The organism is Actinomyces sp. 432 (genome assembly GCF_009930875.1).
Lineage (GTDB): Bacteria > Actinomycetota > Actinomycetes > Actinomycetales > Actinomycetaceae > Actinomyces.
In genome coordinates this window covers 1,423,438-1,436,720 of the sequence record NZ_CP025249.1, presented here as the reverse complement: position 1 = coordinate 1,436,720, position 13,283 = coordinate 1,423,438, and the positions used below count along the sequence as shown (strand labels likewise).

Below are 13,283 nucleotides of genomic sequence, written 5' to 3'. Positions count from 1 at the left end.
GGCTGACGGTTCGTACCTCGTGGCGGCGGTTCGCGTGCCCGTGGTTGGCGGTTCGTACCTGGTGGTGACGGTTCGTACGTTCTGGTCGACGATTCGTACCTTTCGGTGACGCTACGTACCCCTACAGTACTGTGCTGTCTCCACACTTCTGGGACGGTTGAGTCTCATGACTTCTGGGACGGTTGAGTCTCATGGGTTTTGGGACGGTTGGGAGCGGGGTGAGCGGGGTGGCCTGCTGATGATTCTGTTGGGTGGTTTGGAAGCGTTGATGGTGGCCCGGCTGTGGGTCTGGGCCTGGGTGGGCTGGGGCCAGGGGATCGCGGCGAAGTGTGTTCCGGCCTGGTCGTAGAGGTCCAGGCGGGTGGGGTACTGGCGGAACTCGATTGTCTGGCCGGCCATGAAGGATCCGACGTAGATGATGCGGCCTTTGTAGGTCACGGTCCCGTTGCTCAGGGACTGTCTGCTGGTGATGGTGGGGTCGGTGCTGGCAGCCTGCGGCAGGCTCAGCGGCACAGGCCCGGATAGCGCGTCAAGGTTGATTGGGGAGGGATTGGGCAGGGCCCGGGGGACCTGGTGCCACACGCGTATGGGGGTTATGGATATTCCCAGCCCCTGGTGCTGGCGCTCGGTGTTGTAGTAGGCGGTGAAGTGCACCAGTCCGGCGTTTAGGTCCTCCAGGGTGGTGTAGGGGTGCGCTGCCAGCCACAGCTGGAGGGGCTTATGGGAGCTTTCGACCTTGCCCTGGGTCTGTGGGTGACCGATGGCGCCGCTGATCGGACGGATCCCCAGGCTGGCCAGCCACCTCTCTGTCCGCCCGAATCCGGTGGTGCGGTGAGTGTTGAAGGCCCTGCCGTTGTCGGTCAGGATGGCTGCGGGCCGCCCCCAGGAGTCGAACGCCTCGGACAGGATCTGGCGTGTGGCCTCATGCGTCTCCCCGCCCCAGGCCGCCTTGAGCGCCACCAGCACCCTGGAGCAGTCATCGATGACCTGGTAGATGGTCACCGCACGCCCCTGGATACTCCACTCGATACCGTCCAGCTGCCACAGCTCGTTAGCGCTGGTACGCGTGAACCGCTTGAAAGACACCCGCGGGCGCTTGCGTGGCGCCGGGACCACCAGCCCCATGGCCCGCATGCGCCTGGCAATAGTCGCCCGCGACGGGGCCGGGTTTGCCCCCGCCCCGGACAGCACCCACCACACCGACCACGGACCCGCATCCTTCCCGTCGGCAACCAGCTCCCGGCGTACCTGGGCGATACGCTCATCAACCCGCTCATCCCAACGGCGCGCCGGGTGCAGCGGCGCCCTGGAACGGGCGACCAGCGCCGCCCCCGGCCCCTCCTGCTTGGCCCGCTTACGGATCCGGTAGAACGAGGACTTCGAGACCCCCACCTGCCGGCAGAACTCCTCCACGCTCACACCCGCAACCCGCGAGTCGAACTCAATGATGCGCTGACGCTTGAACGGCGAAACTGCATAGCCCATCCCCCAACCCAACCCCACCCAGGGCCTCCCAGAATCTCACGACTTCTGACACTCCCAGATGTCATGAGATCCAACAGTCCCAGAAGTCATGAGACATCACAGTACTGTAGGGGTACGTAGCGTCACCGGAAAGTACGAAGCGTCGGTGTAAAGGTACGAACCGTCATGCGAAGTGCCGAAGCGTCGCGCGGGGCGCACGAGCCGTTCCGCCCCCGACGTTGGCGCCCGCCGTACCGAAGATGTTCTCATCTGCCCGAGTACGACCTCCGCGCGGCGAAGACGACCTCATCAGCCCGAGAGCGTCCTCGGCGCGGCGAAGACGACCTCATCAGCCCGAGAGCGTCCTCGGCGCGGCGAAAACGTCCTCATCAGCCCGAGACCCTCCACGATGTGGAGGGTTTGGGGAGTATATGAGGTCGTATTCGGTCGGTGTGGGGTGGTCGAGTACGACCTCATACGCCCGAAGACGTCCTCGTGAGCCCGAGAGCGTCCTCGGCGCGGCGAAAACGTCCTCATCAGCCAGAGTACGACTACCCGAACGCGACCCTAACACCACATCGCAGTCCGGGCCCCGCCCCAGCGCCGGGCCCAGCTCTAGCACCGAGTGCCGCCCGCGCAACCAACAACACGACCAGCCCCAACCCAAACACAACCACCATCCGCCCGAGAATGACCTCTGATCGGCCAGAACGTCATCATCAGCCAGAAACCCCCGCATGTGGAGGCCGTGTTCATCCCGATACAAATACCGCCGAGCGAGCCGATAGAAACACGTTGCCGACCTGCTCACTCCGGACGGACTCGGCTTGTTCCGGTGGACTCTCGGCGGATTGGCGTAGGGCAGGCGGTATCCGAGTGAGGAGCGGCTCACAACTGGTGGCTTCGGCGTGCATCTCTGGCCGCCACCGCGCTAATGTTTCCGGGTTGCCTGCGGCGCAGCACGACCAGCGCGTCCGGGCACTCCTGGGGTCTTAGCCGGCATGGCTGACCCCGCACCTGGGCATCCGCCCACGGTGTGCGAAACGATCCGACAGGAAGAAGTCTATGAGCTCTTCACGCTCTCGCCGCCAGGTGCGCCTCTCGCGCGCCCTCGGCATTCCGCTCACCCCCAAGGCCGTTCGCTACTTCGAGAAGCGTCCCTACGGCCCCGGCGAGCACGGCCGTGCCCGCCGCCGCACAGAGTCCGACTACGCCGTCCGTCTGAAGGAGAAGCAGCGCCTGCGCGCCCAGTACGGCATTCGTGAGGCCCAGCTGCAGAAGGTCTTCGAGGAGGCCCGCCGCGAGAAGGGCCTGACCGGTGAGTCCCTGGTCGAGCTGCTGGAGATGCGCCTGGACGCCCTCGTCCTGCGCGCCGGCTTCGCCCGTACCATCGCTCAGGCCCGCCAGAGCGTCGTCCACCGCCACATCATGGTTGACGGCAAGGTCGTGGACCGTCCCTCCTTCCGGGTCAAGCCCGGCCAGACCATCCAGGTGCGCCCCCGGTCCCAGGTCATGGTTCCCTTCCAGGTGGCTGCTGCCGGCACGCACCGCGATGTGCTGCCGCCCGTCCCCGAGTACCTCAGCGTCGAGCTGGAGAAGCTGCAGGCACAGCTGGTGCGTCGTCCCAAGCGTGACGAGGTCCCGGTGACCTGTGACGTGCAGCTGGTCGTCGAGTACTACTCGCGCTGATCCCGCGTCTTTCACGACGCCGGGACGCTCCGGACCGCATTCAGGTTCGGGGCGTCCCGGCGTTTCGGGGTAATCTCGCCCCGGCCCCAAACCACTGCGTGCCGCGCGCACGCCCGACCCGATACGAGAACAGGACGAGGCACCCTCATGCGCACGTCAGAGATCCGCTCACGCTGGCTCGACTACTTCGCCGCTAACGATCACGAGATCCGCCCCTCCGTGTCCCTGGTGTCCCCGGAGCCGTCGATCCTGTTCACCGTGGCCGGCATGGTGCCCTTCATCCCCTACATCCTGGGCACTGAGAAGGCCCGTGGCCGCGTGCCGCCTCGGTGCAGAAGTGCATCCGCACCAACGACATCGACAACGTGGGTCGCACCACCCGGCACGGCACGTTCTTCCAGATGAACGGCAACTTCTCCTTCGGCGACTACTTCAAGGAGGGGGCTATCGACTACGCCTGGGACCTGCTCACAGGCAGCCGTGAGGAGGGCAAGTACGGCCTGGACGGCGACCGGCTGTGGATGACCATCTGGGAGGAGGACCAGGTCTCCTTCGACCACTGGACCCGGGTGATCGGCGTGCCCGCGGAGCGCGTGCAGCGGCTGCCCTTCGCGGAGATCTCCTGGTCCACCGGACAGCCTGGCCCCGCCGGCGCCTGCTGCGAGATCCACTATGACCGCGGCCCCGCGTACGGTCCCGACGGCGGCCCCGTGGCGGACACCGCCGGGGACCGCTTCCTGGAGATCTGGAACCTGGTCTTCGACGAGTTCATACGCGGCGAGGGCGAGGGCCATGACTTCGAGCTCATCGGCAAGCTGGACCAGACCGCAATCGACACCGGGCTCGGCCTGGAACGCCTGGCGTTCATCATGCAGGACAAGCCCAACATGTACGAGATTGACGAGGTCTACCCCGTCATCGCCGCCGCCGAGGCCATGAGCGGCAAGACCTATGGCCGTGGCGCGGTCGGCCCGGAGGCCGGGGACGCCTACCTGGACGACGTGCGCCTGCGGGTCGTTGCCGACCATGTCCGTTCCGCCCTGATGCTCATCGGCGACGGCGTACGCCCCGGCAACGACGGTCGCGGCTACGTGCTGCGGCGCCTGATCCGCCGCGCGGTGCGTTCCATGCGCCTGCTTGGCGTCGGCGAGGCCACCCTGCCCACTCTGCTGACGGCCTCCAAGGACGCCATGAAGGCCTCCTACCCGGAGCTTGAGACCGGGTGGGCGACCATATCCGACGTCGCCTACGCGGAGGAGGAGGCCTTCCGCCGCACCCTGGCCGCAGGCACCACCATCCTGGACACCGCCGTCGCCTCCGCCAAGCAGGAGGCCTCGGCGTCGGGCCGCGGCGGCCGTCCGATCATGCCCGGCAAGGCGGCCTTCGAGCTGCACGACACCTACGGATTCCCCATTGACCTGACCCTGGAGATGGCCGCCGAGCAGGGCGTGGAAGTGGACGAGCCCACCTTCCGCACGCTTATGGAGGAGCAGAAGGAGCGAGCCCGCGCCGACGCGCGCGCCAAGAAGGCCGGGCACACCGACGTGCGCGTCTTCCAGGACATTGAGAAGCAGATGGGAGGCGGCTCGGAGTTCCTCGGCTACACCGAGTCGGCGGCGGACGCCAGCGTCACCGGCCTGCTGGTCGACGGCGCACCCGCCCCGGTGGCCACCGCCCCAGCTGAGGTCGAGGTCATCTTGGACCGCACCCCTTCTACGCCGAGATGGGTGGCCAGCTGGCCGACCACGGCACGATCCGGCTGGCCGACGGCGGTGTCATTGAGGTGCACGACGTCCAGGCGCCCATCGCCGGCCTGTCCGTGCACCGTGGCACGCTCACCGAGGGAACGGCCAGCCTGGGTGAACGCGCCTACGCTGAAATCGACACCGTGCGCCGCCTGGCCATCGCCCGCGCGCACACGTCCACCCACATGGTTTACGCGGGCCTGCGCAACGTGGTGTCCGAGGACGCCACCCAGGCCGGCAGCGAGAACTCGCCCGCCCGGCTGCGCTTCGACTTCCGGCACGGTACGGCGCTGACCGGTGGGCAGATGGATGACATCGAGGCCCTGGTCAATGACAAGGTTGCGGAGAACCTGCCCGTGACCACGGAAGTGATGGGCCTGGAGGAGGCCCGCGCCTCCGGCGCAATCGCCCTGTTCGGTGAGAAGTACGGCAAGCAGGTGCGAGTCGTGACCATCGGTGACGGGTTCGACCGGGAGCTGTGCGGCGGTACGCACGTGCCCTCCACCGGGCACATCGGCCGCGTGGCGCTGCTGGGCGAGGGGTCTATCGGCTCCGGCGTGCGCCGCATAGACGCGCTCGTGGCCGACTCCGCCTACGGCTTCCAGCGCAAGGAGCACGCCCTGGTCTCGCAGCTGTCCACGCTGGTGGGCGGCCGACCCGAGGAGCTTCCGGGAAGAGTGGAGGGCCTGATGGCCCGGCTCAAGGAAGCAGAGAAGAAGCTGGCCGCCGCCGAGCAGGCGGCCCTGGCTGCCCGCGCCGGCGAGATCGCAAAGTCGGCTGCCCGCGCCGGCGAGTACCTGCTGGCCACCGCGTCTCTCGGTGCGGTCGGCTCAGCAGACGCACTGCGCGCCCTCGCCCTGGACGTGCGTGGGCGGCTGCCCGAGTCGGAGCCGGTTGTGGTTGCCGTCGCCGCTGAGGCCAACGGCCGTCCACTCGTAGTCGTCGCCACCAACCCCGCCGCCCGTACCCAGGGCGCCCGCGCAGGCGCCCTCGTGCGCACCGCCGCCAAGACGCTCGGCGGTGGAGGCGGCGGCAAGGACGACGTCGCCCAGGGCGGCGGCCAGGACCCCGCCGCGATTCCGGCCGCCCTCACGGCCGTCAGCGCCGCACTGACGGCCTGACCGGCACGCAAATACCGGGGGAGGCGCTGTGAGGACCGGGGTGCGGCTGGCCTTCGACGTCGGCAAAGTACGGGTGGGAGTGGCCCGCTGCGACGCCGACGCCATCCTCGCCGTACCCGTGACCACGCTGCACCGCGACCGTTACGGTGCAGACCTGGAGGAGGCCGCCGATCTGGTCCAGGACCTGGACGTGCTCGAAGTGATCGTCGGTCTGCCCCGCTCCATGAGCGGCGGTTCCTCCCGCTCCACGCAGGACGCCCGGCGCTGGGCGGGCGAGCTCGCGGCGCTCATCTCGCCGGTGCCGGTGAGGCTGGTCGACGAGCGGCTCAGCACCGTAACCGCCCACCGCGAGCTTCACGAGTCAGGACGTCGAGAAAAGAGTTTCCGCAGTGTTGTAGACCAGGCCGCCGCCGTGGTCATACTTGAACAGGCCCTCGCCACCGAGCGCAGCACCCACGCGCCCGCCGGCGAGCCGGTCGTACCCATTCAGAGAGGCAGACAGTGACCGAGGACGACTTCTTCTCGGCGGTCGGGGCACAGGCGCCCGACGCCGGTCAGCCGGAGAACAGCCGCCGTCGGCGTCACCGGCGCCAGGCCGAACGCACTCGCAGGCGCCACCGGCGGCGTCGGCGGGCTCTGACTGCCTTCGTACTGGTGGTGGTACTGGCCGCGGTCGGATTCGTGGGCTACCAGGCGGTCGGTGTGATCCGGGGTGCCCAGTCGGCCCAGACCGCCGTTACCGACTACACGGGCGCGGGCACCGATGACATCGTGGTCACCATTCCGGACGGCGCCACCGGGGCGGACATCGCCCAGATCCTCGCGGACGCGGATGTGGTGGCCACGGCCGGGGCCTTCAAGAACGCCTACTCGGCGAACTCCAACTCGGCCAGCATCCAGGCCGGCACCTACACGCTCAAGAAGCACATGTCCGCAGCCAACGCCGTCGCGCTGCTGCTGGATCCCTCGTCCCGCTCCGACCACACGCTGACCATTCCAGAGGGCGCAACCAAGGCGCAGGTCAAGGAACGGCTCATGAGCGTGGGCGGCTACAGCGACGCGGATGTGGAGCAGGCCTTCGCCTCCGGCAGCGCCATAGGCCTGCCTGAGGCGGCCGGCGGTGACGTGGAGGGGTGGCTGGCCCCCTCCACCTACGACATCGCCGAGGACGCCAGCGCAACCGATGTGGTCGCCTCCATGGTCTCCACCACCCTGGCCCGGCTCAGCAAGGCCGGCGTGGCCGAGGCAGAGTACGAGCAGGTACTGATCAAGGCCTCCATCGTGGAGCGGGAGGTCTCCAACCCGACCTACTACGGGCAGGTCGCCCGGGTTATCGACAACCGCCTGGCGGACACCAAGGGCGAGACCAAGGGCATGCTCCAGATGGACTCCACCGTGCTGTACGGATTGGGCCGTACCGGCGGTATGCCCAGCGCCGAAGAGGTGGCAGACTCCTCCAACGCCTACAACACCTACCAGCACGCGGGGCTTCCGCCCACGCCGATCGGCAGTCCCGGCGAGGCCGTCATCCAGGCTGTTGTGGCGCCACCTGAGGGGGACTGGCTGTACTTCGTCACCGTCAACCTCGAGACCGGTGAGACCGTGTTCGCCACAACAAACGCCGAGCAGGAGGAGAACAAGAAGCGGCTGAACCAGTACTGCCAGGACCACCGGGAGGTCTGCTACCCGGAGACCGCATCCCCCAGTGCCAGGGCCACTGCTACGGTAGGCGGCGAGTAAGGCGCATGGCTGCAACCGGCCCTGCAGTGGGCCCCGTCTCCGCCCCGGCCCGCGCCCGGGGGCACCGTGCCGCCGTCATCGGATCACCGGTCGCTCACTCGCTGTCACCGGTGCTGCACCGCGCCGCCTACGCCGCTCTGGGCCTGGATGACTGGACGTATGAGCGGCGGGAGACCACGCCGGCGGATCTGCCCGCGCTATTGGAGGAACTAGCCGCGCCGGCCGCGGCGGGACCCGTGTGGGCCGGGGTCAGCGTCACCATGCCCCACAAGCAGGCGCTGCTACCCCGGCTGGACGTCGTCGACCCGCTGGCCGCCACCGTCGGCGCGGTCAACACGGTCGTCGCGCAGCGTTCCGGGCGGGGCGCCGCCCTGCTGGTCGGCTTCAACACCGACGTCGCCGGCATTGTCGGCGCCATGCGTGAGGCCGGAGCCGGTACCGCTGGAGGCGTCGGCGGTCGGGCCGAAGCGGGCACCGGTGCGGGGCGGTGCCGCGCCGTCCTGCTCGGCTCCGGGGCCACCGCCTGCTCCGCCTTGGCCGCGCTGACCGAGTTGGGCGCCACCGACATCACCGTCGCCGCCCGCCGCCATGCCGGCCCCGGCCGCGCACTGACCGCCGCCCACCGCATGGGGCTGGAAGTGACGGCCTTGCACTGGCGGCCCGGTGACGCCGCCTCGGACGCCGAGGTGGCCGGGGCGGCCGCGCAAGCCGACCTACTGGTGTCCACCCTGCCCGCGGGCGCCGCCGACACGCTGGCGGCGCCGCTGGCGGCCGCCTTGAGCGGCGCCTACCCCCGTGCCGGTGCGGTCATGCTGGACGTGGTCTACGCCCCCTGGCCCACGCCGCTGGCTCGGGCCTGGGCCCGCGCCAGCCGCCCGGTGGCGCCCGGCTGGCTCATGCTGCTGCACCAGGCGGTACCGCAGGTGACTCTCATGACCGGCAGGACCCCCGAGCTCGCGCCGCTGCGGCGCGAGCTAGAGGCAGCCCTGGCCGACCGCGCGGGCGTGGACACCGCCGGGGCTGCCGGCGCGGACGTGGGATGATCCCCCCATGCTTCGATGGATGACCGCCGGAGAATCCCACGGCGAGGCCCTCACCGCGATCATTGAGGGCGTGCCTGCGGGTGTTGCCATAACCAGCGAGCAGATCCGTGCCGCGCTGGCGCGCCGCCGCCTCGGCCACGGGCGCGGCGCCCGCCAGAAGTTCGAGGCCGATGAGCTGTCGATTCTCGGCGGTATCCGGCACGGGCGGACCCTGGGCAGCCCCATTGCCCTGCGTATCGGCAACTCGGAGTGGCCCAAGTGGTCCACCGTCATGAGCGCCGACCCGGTCCCGCAGGCGGCACTGCGCAAGCATGCCGGCACCGGTGACGAACGCGAGATCGCGCGCAACCTGCCGCTTACCCGGCCGCGGCCCGGCCATGCCGACCTGCCCGGGCTGCTCAAGTACGACCTGCCCGAGGCGCGCCCCGTGTTGGAGCGCGCCTCCGCCCGGGAGACCGCTGCCCGGGTGGCTCTGGGCGCCGTCGCCGAGGCCGTGCTGGAGCAGGTGGCCGGTATCCGGCTGGTCAGCCACGTGGTACGCATAGGCTCCGTCGAGCTCCCGCAGGCCGTGCCCGCACCCACTCCCGACGACGAGCAGCGGCTCAGCGACGACCCGGTGCGCTGCACCGACCCGGCCACCAGCGCCGCGATGGTGGCCGAGATCGATTCCGCCCGCAAGGACGGCGATACGCTTGGCGGCGTCGTGGAGGTTATCGCGACCGGCGTGCCTATCGGCCTGGGCACCCACGTGCAGGCGGACCGGCGGCTCGACGCCCGCCTGGCCGGCGCCCTCATGGGCATTCAGGCGGTCAAGGGCGTAGAGATCGGGACGGCTTCGCGGAGGCGGCCCGCCGCGGCTCGGCCGCCCACGACGAGATTCTCGGGTTGGACTCCGGGGTGGTTGAGCGCGTCACCAACCGGGCCGGAGGTATTGAGGGCGGCATCAGCAACGGCTCCGCCGTGCGGGTGCGCGCTGCTTACAAGCCAATTTCTACTGTGCCTCGGGCCCTGCGCACCGTCGACCTGGCCAGCGGCCAGCCCGCCACGGGCCTGCACCAGCGCTCCGACACCACCGCCGTGGTGCCCGGCGCGGTGATCGCCGAGGCGATGGTGGCGCTCGTGCTCGCCGACTCCCTGCTGGAGAAGACCGGTGGGGACTCGGTGGACGAGGCGCGCCGCAACCTGTCCGGCTACCTGGCCCGCGTCTCGGAACGTACTCGTTGGTGAGTGCCGAATGGTGACTGGAGCCGTATGCATGCCCCCACGCCGAAGGAGCCATGAGCCATGACCCCCACCTGCGCCGACCGGTCCGAGCGCCTGGCGCACGTAGCCGTCGCCCCGGACCTCCTCCCGCTTGTACTCGTCGGCCTGCCCGGCTCGGGCAAGACCACCGTGGCACGGCTACTGGCCACCGCGCTCGGCGTGCAGGTCACCGACACGGATGCGGAGATCCGCCGTCGCGCCCGCATGACCATCCCGGAGATCTTCGCCGCCGAGGGCGAGGAGGGCTTCCGGGACCGCGAGACCCGGGCGCTGCGGGAGGTGCTGACCGGAGAGGCAGCCGCCCACGGTGTAGTGGCGCTGGGCGGCGGCGCGGTGCTGCGCGAGGAGAACCGGCGCCTGCTGCGGGGGCACCAGGTGATACACCTGGTGGCCAGTCCCGCCACGGCAGCTGCCCGCGTCGGTGACGGCGCCGGGCGGCCGCTGGTCGGGCGGGCAGGCCTCGCCGCTGACTCCGATACGGCAGAAGCGGCCCCGGATGGTGTCCACGCCGATGTGCGCGCTCGCATGGAGACTCTGCATGGCGAGCGCGCTGACCTGTACCGGCAGGTCGCCACTCTCGCCGTGCCCACCGATGGGCTCACCCCCGAGCAGGTCGCCGCGCTGGTGCTGGTGTCCCTGGGAAAGGCGCCCTCTCAGGCCGCCGGCGCACTCGCCGCGACCGACGGCACCCAGCACGCTTCTCGGTCCGCGGCGCCCCGACAGCTTCACACCGGTGGTGTCACCCGCATCACCGTTCCGGGCGCGGCTGGCGCCCGCCCCTACGACGTGGTGGTGGGCACCGGACTGGCGGAAGCAGTTACCCGGGCCGTGGCGCAGGCACCCGGGGCCGGCGCCGGCGGGGTGGCGATAGTCCATGCCGACTCCCTGGCCGAGGTCGCCGCCGAGTACGCGGCCGCACTGGCCGGGGGCGGCCTGCGGGTGGCCCGCATCGAGGTGCCCGGCGGGGAGGGTGCCAAGCAAGCGGCTGTGCTCAACCGGATCTGGGAGCGGCTGGGCGAGTTCCACTTGGGCCGGGACGGATGTGTGGTCGGCGTGGGCGGCGGCGCCACCACCGACCTCGCCGGCTTCGCCGCCGCCACCTGGCTGCGCGGTGTGCCGATCGTGCAGGCGCCCACCACCCTGCTGGCGATGGTCGACGCCGCCGTGGGCGGCAAGACCGGCATCGACACCGAGGCCGGCAAGAACCTGGTGGGCGCATTCCACCCGCCGGCCGCCGTTATCGCCGACCTGGCCGGCCTGGCCACGCTGCCCGGTGCGGAACTGCGTGCAGGCATGGGGGAGGTCGTCAAGTGCGGTTTCATCGCCGATCCGGTCATCCTGGACCGGGTTCTCGCCGCGCCCGGCCCGCCGCGTGCCGACTCCCCGGTGGTCGCCGAGCTGGTGACGCGATCGGTAGCGGTCAAGGCGGCCGTGGTGGGAGAGGACCTCACCGAGTCGGGGTTGCGGGAGATACTCAATTACGGGCACACCTACGCCCACGCCATTGAAAAGGTCACCGGATACACCTGGCGGCACGGGGAGGCAGTCGCCGTGGGCTGCGTATTCGCCGCCGAGGTCGCCCACCGCCTGGGATATCTGGACGCCGAGACGGTGGCACTGCACCGCCGTGCCTTCGCGGCCGCGGGCCTGCCGGTGGCCTTTTCAGAGGGGGCCGGGGACTTCGACACGCTGCACTCCGCCATGACCGCGGACAAGAAGGTACGGGCCGGCAGGCTGCGCATGGTGCTGCTGGACGGGATCGGTCGGCCGGTGCGCGGCGTGGAGCCCGGCCTGGAGGTGCTGCGTGCCGCCCACGAGGCGGTCACGGCTGTGCCCGCAGCAGGTGCGGGGGGCCGGGAGTGAGGCCGTCCGGCGTCGTACTAATCGGCGCCCCCGGCGCAGGGTGCAGCAGCGTCGGCCGAGCGCTGGCGGATGCCACTGGGAGGCCGCTGCTCGACGTCGGGCAGGAGACCGCCGCGGCACTGGGTGCCGCGCCCGAGCTCGCCCTGGTGGCCGTTCCCGAGGAGCGTTACCGGCGCACCGAGAGGGCCACCGCCCGGTGGGCGCTCGCGCAGGCTGCGGGTGGTGCTGTGATCGCCCTGGGATCCGGCTGCCTGAGTGACGATGGCGTGCGGACGGCCCTGACACGGGCACGTGCGGACGGGGCTTGCCTGGTGCACCTGACCGCCACCCCGCGGCGCCTGGCCACGCGCAACGGCCTGGACGCCCCGCGGTCCGTCGCCCTGGGCAACGTGCACCAGGCGTTCACGCGGATGCTGCGCGAGCGGGAGGAGGCCTGCGCTCGTGTGGGCGCCGAAGTCGTCGACACCACCGATACCACCCCCGCGCAGGCCGCCGCCGCGATACTGGACCTGGAGCGGTCCGGCACAGGCGGCCTCGACCGGGCGGCGGACGACGCATAGGCTGAGTGCATGTATGTGCCGCGGCACTTCGAACTGCCTGATGACTATGTCACTGAGTTCCTGAACGGTCCCCGTACGGGCAACCTCATCACCGTGCACGCCGACGGCCCGGCGGCCACGCTCGTGCCCTTCTACCGGGACACGGAGCGCAACGCGCTAGTGACTCACCTGGTGCGTAACAACCCCCAGGTGCGTGAGCCGATCACCGGTCCCGGGCTGGTGGTATTCGACGACGTCGACGCCTACGTCTCGCCCCGCTGGTACGCCACCAACGAGGTCAAGGCCAATGTGCCGACCTGGGACTACATCACTGTGCACGTTTTAGGGTCGGTGCGCATCGATCCCAGCCCCGAGGCGGCGCTGCGCGCGGCACGCCGGCTCACCGAGTTGTCCGAGCCGGACGACGTGCTCGGCGCGGTGGGGAAGGAGAAGCTGGAGCGGATGGCGCGGGCGATCGTGGCGGTCGAGGTCGGCATCGAGCGGGTGCAGGGCAAGGCCAAGATGAGCCAGAACCGGCACCCCGATGACATCCGCTCGCTCGCCGCCGAGCTGACCCGCCAGGGGCAGGACCGCATGGCCGAGTTCCTGCTGGAGGTCTCCCTGCCGTATGCCGAGCAGCGCTACGCCACGCTCGCTCGACTGGGCGAGGTGCGCGCCCTGCGCGAGGACGTAAAGGGCGTCACTGACTCCCACTAGCCGCCCCCTCGCCGAGGTCGGTCAATGTGGCGCTGGGACATCGCGCAGGCCGTGACCGGCATGACAGAGCCCGTCCGGGGGAGTTGACAGGTGATGGCG

The 13,283-nt window shown here is 70.2% G+C and carries 8 protein-coding genes and 2 pseudogenes; 9 read left to right on the top strand and 1 reads right to left on the bottom strand.

Annotated elements, in window-relative coordinates; all coding sequences use genetic code 11:
• Window positions 1-189: 189 nt before the first annotated feature.
• Window positions 190-1,485, bottom strand: a complete 1,296-nt coding sequence (locus CWT12_RS05880) for a DDE-type integrase/transposase/recombinase (protein WP_161923422.1) — start codon at window positions 1,483-1,485, stop codon at window positions 190-192.
• Between the two features lie 1,044 nt (window positions 1,486-2,529).
• On the opposite strand from CWT12_RS05880, the gene rpsD reads away from it, so the two are divergent.
• The 9 genes and pseudogenes from rpsD to CWT12_RS05835 all read left to right on the top strand — a co-directional run bounded on the left by rpsD (window position 2,530) and on the right by CWT12_RS05835 (window position 13,184).
• Window positions 2,530-3,153 carry a 30S ribosomal protein S4 gene (gene rpsD / locus CWT12_RS05875; RefSeq protein WP_161924066.1) on the top strand — a complete coding sequence of 208 codons (624 nt, stop codon included), beginning with the start codon at window positions 2,530-2,532 and terminating at the stop codon, window positions 3,151-3,153.
• 147 nt (window positions 3,154-3,300) lie between these two features.
• A pseudogene (gene alaS, locus CWT12_RS05870) lies at window positions 3,301-6,019 on the top strand (alanine--tRNA ligase).
• Between the two features lie 28 nt (window positions 6,020-6,047).
• On the top strand, window positions 6,048-6,524 hold the full coding sequence (gene ruvX, locus CWT12_RS05865) for a Holliday junction resolvase RuvX (RefSeq protein WP_161924065.1): 477 nt from the start codon (window positions 6,048-6,050) through the stop codon (window positions 6,522-6,524).
• Window positions 6,521-7,759 carry an endolytic transglycosylase MltG gene (gene mltG / locus CWT12_RS05860; protein WP_161924064.1) on the top strand — a complete coding sequence of 413 codons (1,239 nt, stop codon included), beginning with the start codon at window positions 6,521-6,523 and terminating at the stop codon, window positions 7,757-7,759. Before ruvX ends, mltG begins: the two co-directional genes overlap by 4 nt.
• 5 nt (window positions 7,760-7,764) lie before the next feature.
• Window positions 7,765-8,802, top strand: coding sequence for a shikimate dehydrogenase (locus CWT12_RS05855; protein WP_161924063.1), 1,038 nt, complete (start codon window positions 7,765-7,767; stop codon window positions 8,800-8,802).
• Window positions 8,803-8,809: 7 nt separating this feature from the next.
• Window positions 8,810-10,029 (top strand): annotated as a pseudogene (gene aroC / locus CWT12_RS05850) (chorismate synthase).
• Between the two features lie 57 nt (window positions 10,030-10,086).
• Complete coding sequence (gene aroB / locus CWT12_RS05845; RefSeq protein ID WP_161924062.1) at window positions 10,087-11,928, top strand: 3-dehydroquinate synthase; 1,842 nt, start codon at window positions 10,087-10,089, stop codon at window positions 11,926-11,928.
• On the top strand, window positions 11,925-12,488 hold the full coding sequence (locus tag CWT12_RS05840; RefSeq protein WP_161924061.1) for a shikimate kinase: 564 nt from the start codon (window positions 11,925-11,927) through the stop codon (window positions 12,486-12,488). The genes aroB and CWT12_RS05840 overlap by 4 nt, the downstream gene beginning before the upstream one ends.
• 9 nt (window positions 12,489-12,497) lie before the next feature.
• On the top strand, window positions 12,498-13,184 hold the full coding sequence (locus CWT12_RS05835; protein ID WP_161924060.1) for an FMN-binding negative transcriptional regulator: 687 nt from the start codon (window positions 12,498-12,500) through the stop codon (window positions 13,182-13,184).
• The last annotated feature ends 99 nt before the right edge of the window (window positions 13,185-13,283 follow it).

Bases quoted from the DNA above. Each gene is read 5' to 3' on its own strand.
- CWT12_RS05880 (WP_161923422.1), bottom strand. From the start codon at position 1,485: ATGGGCTATGCAGTTTCGCCGTTCAAGCGTCAGCGCATCATTGAGTTC.
- rpsD (WP_161924066.1), top strand. From the start codon at position 2,530: ATGAGCTCTTCACGCTCTCGCCGCCAGGTGCGCCTCTCGCGCGCCCTC.
- CWT12_RS05855 (WP_161924063.1), top strand. From the start codon at position 7,765: ATGGCTGCAACCGGCCCTGCAGTGGGCCCCGTCTCCGCCCCGGCCCGC.
- aroB (WP_161924062.1), top strand. From the start codon at position 10,087: ATGACCCCCACCTGCGCCGACCGGTCCGAGCGCCTGGCGCACGTAGCC.
- CWT12_RS05835 (WP_161924060.1), top strand. From the start codon at position 12,498: ATGTATGTGCCGCGGCACTTCGAACTGCCTGATGACTATGTCACTGAG.